At 73.3% G+C, this 19042-nt stretch carries 15 protein-coding genes; 7 read left to right on the forward strand and 8 right to left on the reverse strand.

The window, feature by feature from the left end; genetic code table 11:
* Nucleotides 1–40: 40 nt before the first annotated feature.
* From ACF1AJ_RS14100 to ACF1AJ_RS14125, 6 genes are all read right to left on the reverse strand, one after another.
* Complete coding sequence (locus tag ACF1AJ_RS14100) at nucleotides 41–1918, reverse strand: protein O-GlcNAcase (RefSeq protein WP_391507896.1); 1878 nt, start codon at nucleotides 1916–1918, stop codon at nucleotides 41–43.
* A complete protein-coding gene (locus ACF1AJ_RS14105) occupies nucleotides 1897–3639 on the reverse strand; it encodes an ABC transporter ATP-binding protein (RefSeq protein WP_391507897.1) in 1743 nt (580 codons plus the stop codon). Before ACF1AJ_RS14105 ends, ACF1AJ_RS14100 begins: the two co-directional genes overlap by 22 nt.
* Entirely contained in the window at nucleotides 3620–5629 is a 2010-nt protein-coding gene (locus ACF1AJ_RS14110) for an ABC transporter transmembrane domain-containing protein (protein ID WP_391507898.1), read from the reverse strand. Before ACF1AJ_RS14110 ends, ACF1AJ_RS14105 begins: the two co-directional genes overlap by 20 nt.
* Before the next feature lie 67 nt (nucleotides 5630–5696).
* The gene (locus ACF1AJ_RS14115; protein ID WP_391507899.1) at nucleotides 5697–6362 is read right to left on the reverse strand and encodes a class II aldolase/adducin family protein; all 666 of its coding nucleotides are present in this window, start codon (nucleotides 6360–6362) and stop codon (nucleotides 5697–5699) included.
* Nucleotides 6359–7720, reverse strand: a complete 1362-nt coding sequence (locus ACF1AJ_RS14120) for a four-carbon acid sugar kinase family protein (RefSeq protein ID WP_391507900.1) — start codon at nucleotides 7718–7720, stop codon at nucleotides 6359–6361. Before ACF1AJ_RS14120 ends, ACF1AJ_RS14115 begins: the two co-directional genes overlap by 4 nt.
* Nucleotides 7720–8559 carry a DeoR/GlpR family DNA-binding transcription regulator gene (locus ACF1AJ_RS14125; protein ID WP_391507901.1) on the reverse strand — a complete coding sequence of 280 codons (840 nt, stop codon included), beginning with the start codon at nucleotides 8557–8559 and terminating at the stop codon, nucleotides 7720–7722. Before ACF1AJ_RS14125 ends, ACF1AJ_RS14120 begins: the two co-directional genes overlap by 1 nt.
* Before the next feature lie 86 nt (nucleotides 8560–8645).
* Between ACF1AJ_RS14125 and ACF1AJ_RS14130 the strand changes: the two genes are divergently transcribed.
* Genes ACF1AJ_RS14130 through ACF1AJ_RS14160 form a run of 7 tightly spaced genes read left to right on the forward strand, consistent with a single transcriptional unit; the run spans nucleotide 8646 to nucleotide 17937 of the window.
* On the forward strand, nucleotides 8646–10127 hold the full coding sequence (locus ACF1AJ_RS14130) for an L-fuculokinase (RefSeq protein ID WP_391507902.1): 1482 nt from the start codon (nucleotides 8646–8648) through the stop codon (nucleotides 10125–10127).
* Nucleotides 10124–11023, forward strand: a complete 900-nt coding sequence (locus tag ACF1AJ_RS14135) for a hypothetical protein (RefSeq protein ID WP_391507903.1) — start codon at nucleotides 10124–10126, stop codon at nucleotides 11021–11023. Before ACF1AJ_RS14130 ends, ACF1AJ_RS14135 begins: the two co-directional genes overlap by 4 nt.
* The gene (locus tag ACF1AJ_RS14140) at nucleotides 11008–11877 is read left to right on the forward strand and encodes a hypothetical protein (protein WP_391507904.1); all 870 of its coding nucleotides are present in this window, start codon (nucleotides 11008–11010) and stop codon (nucleotides 11875–11877) included. The genes ACF1AJ_RS14135 and ACF1AJ_RS14140 overlap by 16 nt, the downstream gene beginning before the upstream one ends.
* The gene (gene gtfA / locus ACF1AJ_RS14145; protein ID WP_391507905.1) at nucleotides 11874–13346 is read left to right on the forward strand and encodes a sucrose phosphorylase; all 1473 of its coding nucleotides are present in this window, start codon (nucleotides 11874–11876) and stop codon (nucleotides 13344–13346) included. The genes ACF1AJ_RS14140 and gtfA overlap by 4 nt, the downstream gene beginning before the upstream one ends.
* A gap of 23 nt (nucleotides 13347–13369) precedes the next feature.
* Complete coding sequence (locus tag ACF1AJ_RS14150; RefSeq protein WP_391507906.1) at nucleotides 13370–15271, forward strand: hypothetical protein; 1902 nt, start codon at nucleotides 13370–13372, stop codon at nucleotides 15269–15271.
* Entirely contained in the window at nucleotides 15268–17166 is a 1899-nt protein-coding gene (locus ACF1AJ_RS14155) for an MBL fold metallo-hydrolase (protein ID WP_391507907.1), read from the forward strand. The genes ACF1AJ_RS14150 and ACF1AJ_RS14155 overlap by 4 nt, the downstream gene beginning before the upstream one ends.
* 9 nt (nucleotides 17167–17175) lie before the next feature.
* Nucleotides 17176–17937: an alpha/beta fold hydrolase gene (locus ACF1AJ_RS14160; protein ID WP_391507908.1), complete on the forward strand. Its 762-nt coding sequence runs from the start codon at nucleotides 17176–17178 to the stop codon at nucleotides 17935–17937.
* A gap of 117 nt (nucleotides 17938–18054) precedes the next feature.
* On the opposite strand, the gene ACF1AJ_RS14165 is transcribed toward ACF1AJ_RS14160, so the two are convergent.
* Both ACF1AJ_RS14165 and ACF1AJ_RS14170 read right to left on the reverse strand, forming a co-directional pair.
* On the reverse strand, nucleotides 18055–18549 hold the full coding sequence (locus tag ACF1AJ_RS14165; RefSeq protein ID WP_391507909.1) for an SRPBCC domain-containing protein: 495 nt from the start codon (nucleotides 18547–18549) through the stop codon (nucleotides 18055–18057).
* Nucleotides 18546–18923: an ArsR/SmtB family transcription factor gene (locus tag ACF1AJ_RS14170; RefSeq protein ID WP_391507910.1), complete on the reverse strand. Its 378-nt coding sequence runs from the start codon at nucleotides 18921–18923 to the stop codon at nucleotides 18546–18548. Before ACF1AJ_RS14170 ends, ACF1AJ_RS14165 begins: the two co-directional genes overlap by 4 nt.
* Nucleotides 18924–19042: the final 119 nt, after the last annotated feature.

A 19042-nucleotide genomic window follows, 5' to 3' on the forward strand; every position in this document is an offset into this window, starting at 1 on the left:
GTCATACCGCACATTCGGCACGAATCTGCGGGGGACGGGGTCAGGGGAGGAGGGTGCGGACCGTTGCCAGCAGCAGGGCGCGAGCCTCGGGGGTGACCAGCCACGGTGCCAGGCCGTCTGCCGCCAGGAAGAACGTGGCCCGGGCCGCGGGAGCACGTGTGCCGTCCGCGAGAGGAGCGCCGGCCGGCGTGAAGCCGATGACCGCGCGACCCGATTCAGGGTCGCGCGCGACGACATCCGCCGCTGCGGGCAGATCGCCGACGGTCAGCTTGGTACGCCCGCGGAAGACGACCACCTCGCCGTCCAGACCGGCGGCCGCCGGGTGCTCGGCGGCGGTGATGTGGATGCGGTCCGCCGACAGCGGGACGGAGGACGCCGACGCGAGCCCGATGGCGACCAGATGCCCCCACGCGAGCAGCGGTACGGGGCGGAAGGCGGCGGCACGGGCGACCTCCTCGGACGCACGCCGGGTCACGATGATCAGGTCGGCGTCCGAGTCGTCGCCGAGCTGCGCGCGCATCCCGGACCGGCCGAGGAACTCGACGAGCTCGCGGTCGCCCGGCGACGGGTTCGGCCCGCTGAGCACGGCGACGAGCGCGCCGTCGCCATAGGTGCGGCGGGTTTCGACGCCCAGACGTTCGAGCGCAGTGTCGATGAGCGCGAGGACAGCGCCGCGGGCCACGTCGGCGAACTCCGCTTCCAGTTCGCGGCGGGCGGCAAGCAGCGCGGCGGCGTCGCCGGGCCCGTCGCCTCCTGCGCCCGTGCCGGAACCGCCCAGCACACGGCACGCGAGCACGCCCGCGGCCCCGGCGGCCCGCGCCGCGGCGATCCACGGCTCCAGCTGGGCCGCGAGATCGGCCGGGGTGGATGCCGGTGCGCGCGTCGCGGCGAGCCCGGAGAGCAGGCGGCCTGCCGCATCCCATCGTCCCGCGTCGACGGCGGCGTCGAGGTCGGGCCAGCGCGGGGCACCCGGAGGCCAGGCGCTGCACGCCCGCACCAGCATTCGGAGCCCGGGGTCGTCGCCGGCGACCGCGAGGTACGCGCGCTCGGCCGCGGCGGATGCGTCGTAACCGTCCGGGTCCGCCGCCCATTCGGCCACGGTCTCCAGCGCGAAGCGGGACGGCGCGGCCTCCACCATGGGGTTGGCGGCGATTCCGACGAGCCCGGGCGCGACATCGCGGCCGGTCAGCGGACCGAGGAACACGCGCGAGCGGTCGAAGTCGTTGACGGGGAAGTTGTCCCAGAGCACCAGGTCGCGGCCGAAGCTCGCGACCGCCCGGGTGATGTCGGCGGCCGTCACCTCCCCGACCACGATGTCGGAGCCCGTCCAGAGCAGGCGCGCGTCGGCCGGGAGCGTCTCGGCGAGTCCGACGCGGTACGGGGTCCGCTCGACGCCGGCATAGTCGGTCGGACAGAGCAGGACGGGTTCGCGGATGCCTGCGGGGCGGAGGAAGTCGCGCTCGAACCGCGCCGCCGCCTCGCCGTGGGCGCGGCCGAGGGCCTCGGGCTCGTCCATCGGCACATCGTCGAAGAGGAGGGCGAACGAGCGGACGCCCGCGCCGAGCAGCTGACGGCACTTCGCCGCGAGCGCTTCATGCTCGGCATCGTCGTCGAAGCGCATCGAGAGGCCGGGAGAGATCGCGTAGACGAACAGCACGCCCCGCTCGGCGGCCGCCCGGTTCAGCTCCGCGAGGGAGGCGAGCCGGTCGGCGGGATACGGCTCCCGCCACTCGTCGCGGTGCCATGGGTCGTCCTTGGGCGCGTACAGGTAGCGGTCGAGCCCGATCGCGCCGCCGCGCTCGAACCAGGCGAGCCGGTCGGAATGCGACCACGGCTCGCCGTAGAAACCCTCGACGACGCCGCGCCACGCGAGCGCGCCCGGCTCTCCGGCGGCGCTCACCGCTCGCCCCCGTGCCACGACGCCCACAGTTCCGCGTACGCTCCGCCGGCAGCCACCAGCTCCTCGTGGCTGCCCAGCTCGTCCACGCGACCGTCGCGCACCACGGCGATGCGGTCGGCGTCGTGGGCGGTGTGGAGGCGGTGGGCGATCGCGACGACGGTGCGGCCCTCGAGCACCCGGTTCATCGCGCGTTCCAGGTCGCGGGCGGCGGTGGGGTCGAGCAGGGAGGTCGCCTCGTCGAGGATGAGCGTGTGCGGGTCGAGCAGCACCAGCCGGGCGAGCGCGAGCTGCTGCGCCTGCGCCGGGGTGAGGACGACGCCGCCGGAGCCGACGACCGTGTCGAGGCCCTTCGGCATCGCGGCGACCCAGCGCAGCGCATCCACCACCCGGAGCGCCCGGGCGAGCTCGTCGCGACCGGCGCCGGGCTTCGCGAGCGACAGGTTCTCGGCGATGGTGCCGACGAAGACGTGGTGCTCCTGGGTGACGAGGGCGACGTGGCTGCGGAGGTCGTCGAGCGGGAGGTCGACCAGCCGGACACCGCCGACGGTGATGCGTCCGCCGGTCGGCTCGGTGATGCCGGCCATCAGGCGGCCGAGCGTCGACTTGCCCGACCCGGACGGCCCGACGATCGCGAGGCGCTCGCCGACGGCCAGGTCGAGGGTGACGCCGTGCAGCACCTCGGTGCCTTCGCGGTAGGAGAAACGCACGTCTTCGGCCAGCACGTGCTCGTCGACCGGCTGCTCGCCGGTCGCGTGGCGGTCCTCCGGCACGTCGGCGACGCCGATGATGCGCGAGAGCGCGGTGGTGCCGACCTGGATCTCGTCCAGCCAGCTGATCAGCTCGTCGACCGGCGACACCAGCTGCATCGCGTAGAGGGCGACGGCGGTCACGGCACCGATGCTCGCGGCGCCGCTGCCGACCAGGAACGCGCCCCAGGCGATGACGACGATCACCGGGAGGAGGAACGCGATGTCGGTGCTGGGGAAGAACCAGGAGCGCAGCCAGAGCGTGTACCACTCCGACTCGCGGCGCTCGCGGAGGGCGGCGTCGATCTTGGCGCGCTGGGCGGGGGCGAGGCTGAGCGCCTCGATGGTCCGCACGCCGTCCACGGTCTCGCTGATCGTGCCGCCGAGGGTCGCGTAGGACGCGAGCTGGCGCTGGTAGCCGGGGCCGGAGCGCCGGAGATACCACCGCGCTGCGATCACGAGGATCGGCACTCCCGCGAACATCGCGACCGCCACGGCCGGATTCACCAGGAATGCCGCGACGACCGTCAGGACCGCCGTGACGCTGGCGACCAGGATGCGCGGGACGCCGAACCGCACGGTCTGGGCGACCGACTGGATGTCGTTGGTGGTTCGCGCGAGCAGGTCGCCCGTCCCCGCCGCCTCGACGGTGGAGAGGGGGAGCCGCGCGACGGTCGCGAGGAACTCCTCCCGCAGCTGCGCGAAGACGCCCTCGCCGAGCACCATCGACTGCCGTTGGGCGAACCGGATCAGCACGGCCTGGCAGACGATGGCGACGAGCAGGATGAGCGCGATCGTGTCGATCCCGCTCGTGACGAGAGTGTGGCCGGTGACGCCGTCGATGATGACGCCGATGAGGGCCGGTCCGGCGAGACCGGCGACCGCGGCGAGGGTGTGCAGGACCAGCACGACGGAGAGGCCGCCGCGGTGCTGGCGGATGAGACGCGCGCCGGTCTCCCGGACCGTCCTGGTGCTAGCGATCGGCAGCAGCATCGCCCGTTCCCTTCTTCCGCTTGTCCTTCTTCTTCGCCTTCTTGGCCGTGCGGCCGCCCTCCGGACGCTGCGCGGTCACGGGATGCGTCGCCGTCCAGAGCGCGTCGATCGACCCGGTCCAGGCGGCGTCGAGGTCTTCGCCCTCGGCCGGCTCGGCGGCGGAGATGGTGCGCGAGACGATCGCGCGGTACAGGTCGCCGAGGTCGTCCTCCTGGCGCAGCAGCTGCTGGTGCGTCCCGGTGCCGACGACCCGGCCCTTCCGCACTACCGCGATGGTGTCCATCCGGTCGAGGAGCAGCGGGCTGGCGGTGACGACGACGGTCGTGCGCCCGTCGCGGGCCTCGCGGAGACGCTCGGCGATCTGCGACTCGGTGTGCGCATCCACCGCGCTCGTCGGCTCGATGAGAACGAGCACCTCCGCGTCGGTGAGCAGCGCGCGGGCGAGGCTGAGGCGCTGTCGTTGGCCGCCGGAGAAGGTGCGGCCGCGCTCGGCGACGCGCTCGTGCACCCCCTCGGGGAGGGCGTCGACGGTCTCGGTCGCCGCCGCCGCGTCGAGCGCGGCGGAGACCCGTCGCATGCGCCCGGTGGAAATGTCGTCCTCGCGCCGGCGGCCCGTCTCCTCGTCGCGCACGGGCAGCGTGTCGAGGCCGTCCAGCAGCCGTCCGCCGAACAGGTGCGGGTTCGCGTCGTTCACGACGATGCGCTGGCGCACGTCACGGACGGGGACGCGCGTGTGATCGACTCCGCCCCACAGCACCGGCGCCTCGCGGTGCACGGCGTCGTCGAAGCGGCCGATGCGGGTCGCGATGGCGGCGGCCTCGTCGGGGTTCGCATCCACGATCGCGGTGAACCGGCCGGGCGGGATGACGACACCGGAGGCGAGGTCTTCGATCGCGGATCCCCACGCCGGCGCCTCCGCGGTCTCGTCGGCGTCCTGCGCGGCCGGCCGCGTCCGGAGCACGGAGAGCACGCGCCGAGCGGAGACGACCCCGGCGGTGAAGGTCTGCGCGGCCTCGACCGCGGTGCGCAGCGGGAGCACGAGGAAGGTCGCGTAGCCGTAGAACGCGGTCAGCTGGCCGGGCGTGATCGTGCCGTCGACGGCGAGGTGGGCTCCGAACCAGACGATGAAGACCAGGAAGACGCCGGGCAGCAGCACCTGCAGGCCGTCGAGCCAGCTCTGTGTCTTGGCCACGCCGACCCCGGCGGCACGGACCCGCTGCGACTGGATGGCATACCGCTCGACGAACTCGTGCTCGCCGCCGATGCCGCGCAGCACGCGAAGGCCGACGACCGTGTCCGCGCCGAGGGTGGTGAGCCCGCCGGACTCCTCGCGCCACACGGCCTGCCGTGAGCGGAGGGATCGGAGCAGCAGGGCGAGGACGGCAGCAACGGCCGGCACGCCGATGACGACGGCGAGGCCGAGAGGAACGCTCGCCGACAGCATGATGACCGATACGACGACGAACGCGACGACACCGCCGCCGAGCCGGGCGGTGACCTCGTACATAGCGCCCAGCCGGAGGGAGTCGGTGCTCACGGTCGCCACGATCTCGCCGGACGAGGTTGTCGCGGTGATGGCCGGACCGGTCTCGGCGGAGTGGTAGCCGATCAGCCGGGCGACGCCCAGCGACGAGCGGAGCCAGTTGGAGATCGCCATCCGGTGGCGCAGCATCCCGGCGATCGCCTGCACGACGGCGACGATCAGCAGGGCGCCGCACCAGGTCCACAGGCGGCCGGAGTCGCCGGACACGCCCTCGTCCACCGCGCGGCCGAGCAGGTAGGGCCAGACGGCCTGGCACAGCATCCACACGACGCCGAACAGCATGCCGGCGCCGAGGCTGGCGGGCTGTCGCGCGGCCTGCCACAGCAGGAACCGCGGCACCGACGACAGGTGCCGTTCGGTGGGCCGGGCCGCGGGGATGCGGGCGCCGCGCGGCGTGCGCGACGGCGGACGGGAGGCGGACGGACGAGCAGCGCGGACGCTGGACACGAGTGCTCCTGAGGGGGATCGAGCGGGTGTGGGATGTGGGGGAGGGTGGGTGGGGCGGGACGGCGGTTCAGCGGCCCGGCGGGGTGAGCGCGGCGATCGCCGCCGCGTCGAGCGGGACGGCCGGAGCCTGCTTCAGCAGGAGCGTCAGCTGGGCGGCCGTCTCGAGCTCTTCGACCAGATCGATCGCCCCGTCGAGGGTCGCGGCGGCGACCACGGGGCCGTGATTGGCGAGCAGCAGAGCAGGATGCCCGGGGGCGGCCGCCGCGACGCCCGCCGCGAGTTCAGCGCTTCCCGGAGGCGCGTACGCGACCAGCGGAACGTCCCCGAGCCGCATTACGCGATACGGCGTCAGCGGGGGCAGCTGGGCGAACCCGGTCTCCGTGGCCGGGAGGCAGGCGATCGCCGTGGCGTACGGGGAGTGGAGGTGGACCACAGCGGTGGCGTCGGGATGCGCGGCGTACATCGCGGCGTGCAGCGGCAGTTCCTTGGTGGGTCGAGGCGCGCCCTCCTGATCGGCGGGGGTCGCGGCCAGCTGTTCCTCCGTCACAGAGCGCAGGGAGGAGCCGGTCGGCGTCGCGATGATGCGGGAACCGACCCGCACGCTGACGTTGCCCGAGCTTCCGGGCGACAGACCGGCCGCCGAGAGGTGGCGGCAGGCGCGGACGACCGCCGCGCGGGCCTCGGCCTCGCGCGCATCCCTCTCCCGCAGGCCCGTGCCGTCGGAGCGCGTCACGGTGCCACCTCCCACGCGTCGGTGAACAGGGTCGGGCGGCCGAAGTTGCCCGACTTGAGCAGCACGGCGACGGTGCGGCCCGAGCCGGTGGAGGCGACGGCCCACGGAACACCGGGGGCGGCCTGCACGCCGATCTGCAGCCGCTCGATGCCCAGGCGGGTGGTCACGGCGCCGGAAGTCTCGCCCCCGGCGACGAGCAGATGACTGATGTTCAGCTCGTCGACGGCCCAGGCCGCGAGTTCGGAGAGGGCGTCCTCCAGCAGCGCGGCTGCGCGCTCGGCGCCCAACTCGCGCTGCGCTGTCGCCACATCCGGCGACGCACGCACCAGGACGGGCGCGAGCCGGTCGGTGCGATTCGCGAGGGCATCGCGGAGCCGGTCGAGCGTGCCGGGGTCGTGCGCGAGGTCGAGCGGGTCCAGCTCGTGGCGCTCGCCGGTGAAGGCCGCGATCTGACCGCGGGTGGCGGCGGAGGCGCTCCCGGCCAGGATGAGTCTTCCGGTCACGGGGACGCCCGGAAGGGAGGCAGCGGCTCCCGTCGAACGCGGTGCGCCGCTCGCGGTGAAGACCGACGCATCCGGGCCCGTCGCGGCGTCGCCCTCAGTGGTCTCGGTCGCGCGGACCGCGACACGCGCCAGCGCCGTGCCCACCCCGGCCCCGCCGCCCGCGACGACGGGACGCTCGGCGGCCACGCGGAGGACGGCCTCCGCGACGGTGTCGATGTCGTCTTCGGTGAGGGCGTCCACGAGGGTGTGTCCGTCGCCGATGAGATCGACGACCGCGTCGGCCCCGCGCCGCACGTCCTGCCAGCGCACCAGGGAGACGGGCGCGGAGGTCTGCGGGGCGAGCAGCCGGACGACGTTCGAGTCGCGCATGGGCGTCAGCGGGTGGTCGCGCATGGGGGACTCGGCGAGCGGCACGCCGCCGACGAAGAGCACGCCCTGGTACTGGGTGCGGGCGGCGTCCGGGGTGGCAGGCGTGCCGATGGTCACGGGCGACGGCGCATCAGGTGCGGCGCTCTCCGCGGCGACGGCCGCGAGCGCGTCCGCGATCGGCCCGATGTTGCCCTCCGGCGTCGAATCGAAGGTCGAGCAGTACTTCTGGTACAGCAGCGTCGCGCCCGCGCCCACGAGGAAATGCGCGGCCTCCGACGAGGCGGCGACCGCGTGCGCCACAGGCGCGGTCCGCGCCTTCAGGGCCACGACCGCGCACGACGAACCGGCAAGAGCGAAGACGTCATCACGGGATGCGTCGGTGCGCGGGATGCCGAGCAGCACGCTCGCGGGAAGCCCCGCTTCGGCGACGCGTCCCGCTAGGTCGCAGGCTCCGGTGACGTCGTCGGCGACAGCGCCGAGCCGCATCACGAGACACCGACCCCCGGTGCGTCGGCGGGGGCGCTGGTGGCGGTGGTGGCGGTCAGAGCGCTCGGCGCGACGTGCTCGCCGGCGACGACCACGGTGGCACCGGCGTCGCGCAGCGCCTGCAGGTCCGCGGGATCGGCGCCGGGGTCCGTGAGGATCACATCCACCAGGTCCAGACCGCCGACGCGGATGGGGGCGCGCGCCCCGAGCTTGGAGTGGTCGACCAGCAGGATGGTGGTGCGGGCTGCGCGGGCGAGCTCCTGCTTGAGTTCGGCGTCGAGCGCGTTGGCGCAGAGGATGCCGGTGGTGTCGACCGCCGTCGCCGAGAGGACGGCGATGTCGACGGAGTAGTCGGCGATGGTCCGGCGTGCGGTGGCGCCGGCGAAGGACCGGGTCTCGCTCTGGTAGACGCCGCCGACGGCGACCAATTCGACGTCGTCGCGCTCGATGGCCGCCTGGATGACGGGCGCGGAGTGGCTCACGATCGTGGTCCCGGGCCGCAGCATCCCGGTGAGCGGTGCGACGGTGGTGCCCGCGTCGAGGGCGACCGTGACGGCCCCGTCGAGCAGGTCGAGGCAGGCCTCGGCGATGGCGCGCTTCTCGCCGCTACCGGTGACGGCGCGCTCGTCGAAGGGGCGCCCGTGGCCGAGGTTCGGGAGGCTGGCGCCGCCGATCACCCGCCGGGCGAGACCATCGCCTTCGAGCTGGCGGAGGTCGCGGCGGATGGTCATCTCCGAGACGCCGAGCTCCTCCGCGACGCGCGACGACGACACGTAGCCCTCGGCGGAGAGCCGTCGGAGCAGCTCCTCGCGGCGGGCGGGGGCATCGGTGTAACGCACGCGTCCATCCAAGCGGCTGCCCCGAACGCTTGTCAACAAACGCACAAATCTTGACGCGAATGTTCAGAAGTGAACAGAATGGAGCAGTGACCTCCGCTTCTCTCGCCGCCCTCGGCGTGGACGTCGGCACCACCAATACCAAGGTGGTCCTGACGCTGCTGGGCGATTCCGTGCGGGAAGAGCGGACGCTGACCGTCCCGACGCCCGGAAACGGCGCGGGCCTCCAGGCGGTCGTGCTGGGCGCGATCCGGGAGATCGCCGTCGACAGCCCCTACCCGATCGCCGCGCTCGGTGTGGCCTCGATGGGCGAGACCGGCTGCCTGGTCGCCCCGGACGGACGCCCACTGGGCGACCTCTTACGCTGGGCCGACGGAGACACGGCGACCGCCGACCGCCTGGTCGCGGCCGCCGGTGCCGAAGCGCTGTACGCGGCGACCGGCGTACCTGCCCCGGCCAAGTCGCCGCTGACCCACTGGCTCCGGCTCGCGGCAGACGGGGATGCGCGGCTCGCCGATGCGCGCTGGCTCGGCGCCGACGCGCTGATCGTCGAGGCGCTGACGGACGAGGCGGCGACGGACCACACGCTCGCCGCCCGCACCATGGCGTATCGACTGCCCGGACCCGGGGAGGGCCTCGCCGCATCCTTCGATCCCGAACTGCTCGCGCTCGCCGGCGTGACCCCTGAGCGCTTCCCGCGCGTCGTCGAGCCGGGAGGCATCGCCGGGACTGTGACGGCCTCGGCCGCTGCCGCGCTGGGCCTGCCAGTCGGGCTGCCCGTGGTCGTCGCCGGCCACGACCACGCTGTCGGCGCCTGGGCGGCGGGAGTCCGCGAACCCGGCCAGGCCGCTGACTCGGTCGGCACTGCCGAGGCGCTGCTGCGGGTCGCCGACGGCGTGTCCCGGGAGGGCGCGCGCCGCCACGGGATGAGCCTCGCGCGCACCGTCGACGGCGCCCACGAGACGTTGCTCGCGGGCAACCCCACCGCCGGGGCGCTCGTGGAATGGGCGTTCGCCGAACTGCTGCCCGGGGCCGATCGCCACGACGTTCAGGAGCAGGCGCTCGGGCGCGCGGGCGGCCCGGTCGAGGCCGTCCTGGTCCCGTACCTCCGCGGGCGTCAGTCGCCGGCGCCGGACCCCGCCGCGACGCTGCGCCTCGTGGAGCTCGCGTCCGCGGGGGACGCGGGTACCGTATCCACCGGGCTGGCCGACCCCGCCGCAACGCTGACCGCGGTGCTCGCCGGGCTCGCGCTGCAGCTGGCGTGGATGGATGCGGCCCAGACCGACCTCGCCGGCCCGCGTTCCGCCGACCTCGCCGTGCTCGGCGGTCCGGGTGCGGCGAACGGGGCGTGGTGGCGGCTCAAGCAGCGTTTCGTCCCGGGCGCCTTGCGTCGCGTGGACGCCGCGGAGCCGGTCGCCACCGGCGCCGCGATGCTGGCCGCGCACCGCGTCGCCGGCCCCACGACCTCGCTGCCGCTGCGCAGCGCCGACAGCGCCGCGTCCGCGGGCGATCCAGCACTGCTGGACGCCTTCGTGCGCGCGGCCACGCTCCACGACAAGGAACACGCATGACCGACACCACCTCCCGTCCGGCGCTCGACCTCGACGCCATCGCCCGCCCCAGCGGCGGCCTCGCGATGGTCGCGATGGATCAGCGCGAGAGCCTCCGCCACATGTTCGACCTGGCGGGCGCCGGACGCCCGGCCGATGACGTGCTCATCCGGTTCAAGCTCGACGTCGCCGAGGCGCTCGGCCCGCTGGCGTCCGGCTTCCTGATCGACCGGCACTACGGGTTCGAGGCCGTGCGCGACGTGCTGCCCGCAGAGACGGGCCTCATCCTCGCCGCCGACGCGCTCACGCAGGAGGACGGCGGGCCGGTCGAGGAGACCGCGCTCGACGAGGTCGTCCTCGACCAGACCGACCTCGGCGGCGTCTCGGCGCTGAAGCTGCTCGTGATCTGGCGGCGCGACGCCAAGCGCGAGCAGCGCGTCCGGCTGGTCGAGCGGTTCGTCGCCGAGTGCCGCACGCGCGGCGTGCTCTCCGTGCTGGAGCCGGTCGTCCGGGCCACCCCTGAAGAGCTCGACGCGGGCACCTGGGATCTGGATGTCGCCATCCGCGAGGCGGCGGAGGAGCTGTCGCCGCTCGGCCAGAGCCTGTACAAGGTGCAGGTGCCGATGTCGGGCACCGGTGATGAAGCCGCGCAGCGCGACGCGAGCGAGAAGCTCAACGCCTCGATCACCGGGCCGTGGGTCGTGCTCTCGCAGGGTGTCGACCGGCCCGCGTTCCTGCCCGCGGTCGAGGCGGCGTGCCGGGCCGGTGCGAGCGGCTTCCTCGCCGGGCGTGCGCTGTGGAGCGACGTCGTCGGCCGCGACGACGTGCCGTCGGCTCTGCGCGAGCTGTCGGTCCCGCGCCTCGAAGCGCTCATCGAGGTCGTCGACCGCGAGGCCCGGCCGTGGCGGGAGGCGTGATGATCGCGGGGCTGCTGCACACCGTCCCGGCGCTCGCGCCGACGTTCGACGCGCTCGTCGCCGATGCCGTTCCCGGTGCCTCCCGTGAGCATGTCGTCGACGCGTGGATGCTCGAGACGGCCATCGCCGAGGGCGTCACCCCCGCGGTGCGCGAGCGCGTCGCCGGGCACCTCCGTCATCTCGCCGAGTCGGGCGCCGACGCCGTGCTCGTGACCTGCTCGTCGATCGGCGAGGCCGCGGAGGAGGCGGCCGCCGCTCTCCGCATCCCCGTCATCCGCGTCGACGCCGCCATGGCCGCCGAGTCCGTCCGCCTCGCCGCCGCATCCGCCGCCGCCCAAGCCAACAGCTCCGGAGTTTTTCGCCCCGAAACGCCCTCCGAGAGCGGAAAAACTCAGGAGCTGGCGGCTGGGGGGATCGCGGTGCTCGCGACGAACACCGCGACGCTCGGGCCGACCACCCGGCTGATCGAGCGGGAGGCGACGGCGCGCGGCGTCGCGGTCGACGTCACCGCGACGGTCGTGGAGGGCGCAGCGGCCGCACGGGCTGCCGGCGACCAGGCGACCCACGACCGGCTCATCGCCGAGGAGGTGCGCCGGCTCGCGGAGAGCGGCACGGCCTCCGTCCTCGTCCTCGCCCAGGCCTCGATGGCCCCTGCCGCCGAATCGGCCGGCGTCGATCTCCCCGTGCTCACCTCCCCCGCCGGCGGCGTCGCCGGCCTGCGGGAGGCCCTGACCCCGTCGGACCCGGGAACGCCGGACGCCAGCGCGAACCGGCCGGCGCCTCCCGGGTCCGGCGGTACCTCCGCCGCGGCGGGCCCGGCGGGCCGCACCCAAGCGGGCGGAGCCCGCGCATGACCGGCGTCGACCTGCTCGCCTACGCCGACCGCCTCGGCGGCGACCTGCCCCGCCTGCGGGCCCTGCTCGAGGGCCCGCTGCGCGACTTCGCCGGGGTCCACATCCTGCCGTTCTTCGTGCCCTTCGACGGCGCCGACGCGGGCTTCGACCCGATCGACCACGGCGCGGTCGACCCGCGACTGGGCACCTGGGACGACGTCCGTGCCCTCGCGGCCGAGCGCGAGGTGACCGCCGACCTGATCGTCAACCACGTGTCGAGCGACTCCGCCGAGTTCGTGGATTGGCTGGCGAACGGCGACGAGTCCCCGCACGACGGGATGTTCCTCACCTTCGACACGGTCTTCCCCGACGGCGCGACCGAGGACGGCATCACGGCGTTCTACCGCCCGCGGCCCGGTCTGCCGTTCACGGCCTACCGGATGGCGGACGGCCGCCGCCGGCTGGTGTGGACCACCTTCATGCCGACACAGGTCGACCTGGATGTGGCCAACGACCGCGCCCGCGCGTACCTGCGCCGCATCCTCGCGACCCTGCGGTCCGGCGGCGTCACCACGGTCCGTCTCGACGCTGTCGGCTACGCCGTCAAGACGCCCGGCACCGACAGCTTCATGACGCCCGAGACGCTGGAGTTCGTCCGCGAGATCGTCGCGATGGCGCGCGACGAGGGGCTGCGGGTGCTCGTCGAGGTGCACGCCCACTACACGCAGCAGCTCGCCATCGCCCCGCTCGTCGACTACGTCTACGACTTCGCGCTCGCCCCGCTCCTGCTCCACAGCCTGGGCACGGGCACCTCGGACCGCCTCGTCGAGTGGATGCCCATCCGCCCGCAGAACGCGATCACCGTGCTCGACACCCACGACGGCATCGGCATCATCGACGCCGGACCCTCCGGCGACCGGCCGGGGCTCATCGACCAGGGCGAGATGGCCGCCATCTTCGAGCGTGCCGCTGTCGCGACCGGCGGGCACTCGACCGTCGCATCCGTCATCCCCGCCTGGATGAGCCTTCCGCACCAGATCAACGCGACCTTCTTCTCCGCGCTCGGCGCCGACGCGCGCAGCTACCTGCTCGCCCGGGCGGTCCAGCTGTGGCTGCCCGGCAAGCCGCAGCTGTACTACGTCGGGCTGTTCGGCGGTCTGGATGACGTGGCGCTCTTCCAGCGCACCGGCCAGGGCCGCGACGTCAACCGTCACGTGTACACGCCCGACGAGCTGGAGGCGTCACTCGCGAGCGAGGTGACGCGCGCGCAGCTCGCGCTCGTCCGCCTGCGCTCGACGCATCCGGCTTTCACGGGCGAGTTCCGCTACCGTGTGGTTTCGGACGGCTCGCTCGACCTCGAGTGGGCGCTCGGCGACGAGCGCGCGACCCTCACCGTCTCGTTCGCCCCCGAACCCGAATTCCGCATCCGCATCGCGGGTGCCGGCGGCCAGCTCACCGCCGACTCCGTGCCCGCGCTCGCTTCTCTCTGACCCCTCTTCCCCCACCGAGGACCATGCAGACCACCCAGGACATCACCGTCACCCGCAGCGCGACCGAGGTCGTCCTCGTCGCGCCCGCGTACACGCTCGGCGTCGCGCTGACCCGCCCGCGCGCGACCATCGCCGGCCCGGACGGCGAGCTCTGGAGCGATCTGTCGCTGCTCGCGAGCGTCGATCGCGTCGGCCTCCCCGACGAGTCGTCCGGGCCGACCGCGGTCACGGTGGAGGAGCAGGAGGACGGCACGGTCCGCATCACGGTGCTCACCGACTCCAGCGCCTGGGCGACCAAAGCCGTCGTCCTGCACTGCACGCCGCGTGAGGTGCGCGCCCGCGTCGAAGTGACGACGGAGGACGACGACGCGCGGATCGCCGACCTGACGATCTTCGGCGGCCAGGCGGCCCTGCCGTCGGGTGCGGCCGGCACCTTCCGCTCGGGCATCCGTTTCCCGTCCGTCTTCGTGCCGACGCCGACCGAGCCCATCCAGGTCGTCCGCGCCTCCAACACCCAGGCGCAGCTCGGCGTCGTGGGCGACGCGGAGCCGGGACGTCTGCACGGGATCTTCTCGCCGCCCCCGCTGGTGTTCGGCCTCGGCCGGCCGTCGATCGCACCGGACGCTCCGCACGGTCCGACCGACATGCCGGTCGGCGACTGGCTCGGCGTCTCGGTCGTCGCGCCGATCGCACAGCTGGGCTTCACGACGTTCCGCTACGACGCCATCGACGGCGGCTTCCTCTTCCGGCTCACGTACGAGGGCCACACGCGGGTCCGCGCGGGCGGATGGGTGTCGCCCGACTTCGTGCTGCGGCCCGGGGGCGCGCCGCTGAGCCTGATCCGCGACTACCGCGACGACCTGCTCGGACGCGGCTGGGCCGAGGAGCCGAGCGTCGGTGCCGAGTGGTGGCACGAGCCGATCTTCTGCGGCTGGGGTGCGCAGTGCGCCCTCGCCGTCCGGATGAGCCACGAGGGAGAGGCGCTCGCGACCGACAACGCGGACGGATTCGTGCTCCCGGCGGGCGCCGCCTTCGCCCCCGACCTCGCCCGCCAGTACCTCTACGACCGCTGGCTGAACCGCCTCGCCGAGCGCGACATCCGTCCGGGCACCGTCGTCATCGACGACCGCTGGCAGGCCGACTACGGCACCAACACGGTCGACACCGAGAAGTGGCCGGACCTCCGCGGCTGGATCGACGCGCGCCACGCCGCCGGTCAGCGCGTCCTGCTGTGGTTCAAGGCGTGGGACCCGGCGGGGCTGCCGCCGGAGCTGACGGTGCGCGACGCGTTCGGGCGCCCGGTGGCCGTCGACCCGTCGAACCCGGCCTACCTCGACGCGCTGCGCGAGCAGGTCACGGGGATGCTCTCCGCCGACGGACTCGACGCCGACGGCTTCAAAGTCGACTTCACCCAGCGCGCGCCGTCCGGTGTCACCCTCCGCACGCACGGTGACGACGTGTGGGGCATCAGCGCCCTGCACACGATCATCGCGACCATCCACGAAGCGGCCAAGGCGGCCAAGCCGGATGCGCTGGTCGTGACGCACACCGTGCATCCCTCGTTCTCCGGTGTCACCGACATGGTGCGCCTCAACGACGTTCTCGAGGACTCCGTCCACGGCGACCCGGTGCCCGTCGGCGACCAGCTGCGCTACCGCCACGACATCGCCGCGGCCGCCCTCCCCGGCCACCCGATCGACACCGACCAGTGGCCGATGCCGAACCGCGACGAGTGGCTCGCCTATTCCCGCATTCAGCCGGAGCTCGGTGTTCCGGCGCTGTACTACGTGGAGTCCATCGACAACAGCCGCGAGGCCGTGACCGACGCCGACCTGGATGAGATCGCCGGCCTCTGGAGCGCCTACCGGGCGACGCGCGCGAGCCGTGCGGACGAGCCCGCCGAGAAGGAGCCGTCCGCCGTATGAGCGCGTTCACCGAGGTCGCCCCGGGCGTCCACCGGTTCACGGACACGTGCAACGTGTACGTGGTGATCCCGCCGGCCGCTTCGGCCGGCGGTGCGCGTTCCGGCGCCGAGAGTTCCGGCGCCATCGCGATCGACTTCGGCTCCGGCGACGTGCTCGACCACCTCGGCGAACTCGGCCTCGAGACGCTCGATGCCGTGCTCATGACGCACCACCACCGCGACCAGGGGCAGGGCCTTCCGCGCGCGGTGGAGGCCGGCATCCCGATCTTCGTGCCCCCGGTCGAGCAGGACCTCTTCGCCCGCGTGGACGAGATGTGGTCCGCCCGTGCGCTGTACAACGACTACAACCTGCGCCAGGACCGCTTCTCGCTGCTCGACCCCGTGCCGATCGCTGGGACGGTGCCCGAGTACCGCACTGCGCGGTTCGGCGGCGTCGACGTGAAGACCATCCCGACGCCCGGCCACACCATGGGGTCGGTCACCTACCTGGTCGACAGCGGGGATGCGCGCGTCGCCTTCACGGGCGACCTCATTTACGCGCCGGGCAAGGTGTGGTCGCTGGCCGCGACGCAGTGGTCGTACACCGAGAGCGAGGGCCCGGCGATGAACGTGCTCTCGTGCCTGCTGCTGCAGGAGGAGGAGCCGACCATCCTGCTGCCGTCGCACGGCGAGCCCATGCCCGAGGCCGTCGACGCGCTCGACCAGTTGGCCACCCGCATGAGCGGCTACGTCGACTCGCGGCGCACGCACCCGTGGGATCTGCGCGACTGGCTGGAGCGTCCCTTCGTCCGCCTCACCGACCACCTGCTGCTGAATCGCACTGCCAACTCGTGCGTCTACGTGCTGCTCAGCGACTCCGGCGCCGCGCTGTTCATCGACTACGGCTACGACATGTCCACCGGCTGGCCCGCAGGCACCGACCGTGCCGCCCGGCGGCCCTGGCTGGCGTCGATCCCGGCGCTCAAGCGCGACTTCGGGGTCACCTCGGTCGAGGTGGTGCTCGGCACCCACTACCACGACGACCACATCGCCGGGCTGAACCTGCTGCGCGACGTCGAGGGCACCAAGGTGTGGCTGCCCGAGAACGTCGCGCCGATCATGGCCGACCCGATGCGCACCGACCTTCCGTGCCAGTGGTTCGAGCCCATCCCGGCCGACCGGGTGCTCGGGCTCGGCGAGACGGTGCGCTGGCAGGAGTACGAGATCGTCACGCACGAGCTGCCCGGCCATACCCTCTACGCCGCCGCCTTCGAGTTCGAGGTGGACGGCCTGCGGGTGCTCGCCACCGGCGACCAGCAGACGGCGGAGGGGCGGCTCGGGGTGCAGCGCGAGATCCTCAACTACCAGTACCGCAACCGGTTCCGGCGTGACGACTTCATCCAGAGCGCAGCCCTCTACCGCCGTGTCGCCCCCGGTCTCATGATCACCGGGCACTGGCAGGGCCGCGAAGTGGACGAGGACTACCTGCAGCTGCTGACCGAGCAGGGCGACGAGCTGGCCGCCATCCACGACGGGCTGCTGCCGGACGACGGGATGCTGCCCCCCGCCGACGGCAACCTGGTGCTGGTGGAGCCGTTCTATCAGCGTGTGGCCCCGGGCGCGGAGCTCGACTACGAGGTCGTCGTCGTGAACGCCTACGACGAGCCGCGCGAGGTGGTGGCGCGGCTGGTGACGCCCGCGGGCTGGAGCGATCCGGAGGCCTCGTCGGTCGTGGCGGGAGCGGGCGAGACCGTGCGGCTGCGGTTCTCGGTCCGGGCGACGGCCGAGGTTCGCAAGCGCCAGAGGATCGCGGCGGACGTCACGATCGGCGCCGCGCGCTACGGTCAGGCGGGGGACGCGGTGGTCGACACGGTGGCACCGCTCTCCGCTCTCGACACCCCGACGGCCCTCCGCTAGCCTGCGGGCGTGGACCGCATCCCCCTGTATCGCGAATGGCACGGCGACCCGGACTCGCCGCATCCACCGCTGCTGCTGCTCCACGGCGGCGGGTCCACGATCGAGTCGAACTGGGGGATGCTGCTGCCGCTGCTCGCGCCGACCCGGTCGGTGCTCGCGGTCGAGCTGCAGGGGCACGGCCGGACGACCTCCGGTGACCGTCCGGCGAGCTTCGAAGGCTCGGCGGATGACGTCGTGGCCGTGCTGGACGAGCTCCGGCTGGGCCCGGTGGATGTGCTGGGCTTCAGCAACGGTGGCCAGGTCGCTCTGCAGCTGGCGGCGCGGCATCCGTCCGCGGTGCGGCGGCTGATCGCGGCTTCGGCCCCGGTGCGTCGAGCCGGGATGGTGGACGGCTTCTGGGACGGGCTCGCCGCCGGGACGTTCGACGACCTGCCCGCGCCGTACCGGGAGGCCGACCTCGCGGTGAGCCATGACCCGGAGCACGCGCGGCGGATGTTCGACCTCGACCGCGAGCTGATGCTCGGGTTCCAGGACTTCCCCGACGACCTGCTCGCCTCCGTGTCGGCGCCCACGCTCGTGGTCGGCGCGGATCGTGACGTGGTGCGGGCGGAGCATTTCGTCGAGTTGGCGTCCCTGCTGCCGGACGCACGCCTCCTCATCGTCCCCGGCATCCACGGCGACTACCTGGGCGAGCGTCTCGCGGCCGCGGGCGACCCCGCCGCACTCCGCCGCACGCTCCCGCACCTGCTCGCCTTCCTCGACGCCCCCTGACCTCGCGGGGCGTTCCGTCTCTCGCCCCTCTCCGCCCCCCGTCGAGTACGCACAAACTGCACGCCCGCGGTGCTCTGGGCGTGCAGTTTGCGCGTACTCGACGGTGGATGGGATGCGTCAGCGGGTGACGTCGGCGGCGAGGAGGTCGTCGATCTGGGAGACGGCCTCGCGCATACCCTCCTCCATGCCCATGGCGACCATCTCGTCGAGCTGCTGGGTGCTCGCGAATCGGGCGAGCTGCGTCATGCGGGTGCGCCCGTCGCGCTGCTCGAGCGTGGTCGTCATGCGCACGGGCTCACCGGGCGCCGGATTGCCGTCGTCGTCGGCGAAGCCGTCGTCGAGCGAAAGGCGCACCGGCGGCTCGATCTCGACGAACCGCCACCAGCCGCGGGCCTTCGTGCCGTCCGGTCCGGTCATGTAGTAGGTCGCCCGTCCCGCCGGCTCGAACTCGAACACCTCGAACGTGGCCGGCCAGGTCGGCGGTCCCCACCACCGCTCCAGCTGGCGCGGGTCGGACCACAGCTGCCACACGCGCTCCGGCGGGGCGTCGTACTCGGTGACGAACGTGAGCGTCAGCGCATCCACGTCCTTGTTCGACTCGATGAAGGTCATCGCTCGTTCCTCTCTGGTTCGGTGGTGCTCAGCCTGGTTCGGGCCTCCTCGGCGAGGATGCCGTCGATGGCGCGATCGCGACGACGCCAGATCTCCTCGTAGGCGCCGAGCAGCCGAGACGCCCGGCGGATGGTCTCCGGGTCGCCCGAGACGACGCGCTCGCGGCCGCGGGTCCGCTTGCGGACGAGTCCCGCCCGATCGAGCACGGCGACGTGCTTCTGCACGGCGGCAAAGCTCATGTCGTACCGCCGGGCGAGCTCGGTCACCGAGTGCTCCCCCTGCAGCGACCGCGCGACGATATCCCGCCGGGTCGCATCCGCCAGTGCCTGGAAGATGCGATCGACCTCTGCATCCGTCAACTCATCTACAACCATTTGGTTGTACGTTAGCGCGACGCAGTGCGATGCGCAATCCCCGAATCTCGCGAGGTGCTCGGGCGGTGAGCGACGGCCGCGGACGCGCTCCACGAACGTGCCGTGTTGACCCGCCTGCC

Source organism: Leifsonia sp. NPDC014704 (assembly GCF_043083605.1).
In the GTDB taxonomy this organism is placed as follows: Bacteria; Actinomycetota; Actinomycetes; order Actinomycetales; family Microbacteriaceae; genus Leifsonia.

Coding starts and splice junctions, on each gene's coding strand:
- ACF1AJ_RS14105 (WP_391507897.1), bottom strand. CDS start 3,639: ATGCTGCTGCCGATCGCTAGCACCAGGACGGTCCGGGAGACCGGCGCG.
- ACF1AJ_RS14120 (WP_391507900.1), bottom strand. CDS start 7,720: ATGCGGCTCGGCGCTGTCGCCGACGACGTCACCGGAGCCTGCGACCTA.
- ACF1AJ_RS14135 (WP_391507903.1), top strand. CDS start 10,124: ATGACCGACACCACCTCCCGTCCGGCGCTCGACCTCGACGCCATCGCC.
- gtfA (WP_391507905.1), top strand. CDS start 11,874: ATGACCGGCGTCGACCTGCTCGCCTACGCCGACCGCCTCGGCGGCGAC.
- ACF1AJ_RS14150 (WP_391507906.1), top strand. CDS start 13,370: ATGCAGACCACCCAGGACATCACCGTCACCCGCAGCGCGACCGAGGTC.
- ACF1AJ_RS14155 (WP_391507907.1), top strand. CDS start 15,268: ATGAGCGCGTTCACCGAGGTCGCCCCGGGCGTCCACCGGTTCACGGAC.
- ACF1AJ_RS14165 (WP_391507909.1), bottom strand. CDS start 18,549: ATGACCTTCATCGAGTCGAACAAGGACGTGGATGCGCTGACGCTCACG.
- ACF1AJ_RS14170 (WP_391507910.1), bottom strand. CDS start 18,923: ATGGTTGTAGATGAGTTGACGGATGCAGAGGTCGATCGCATCTTCCAG.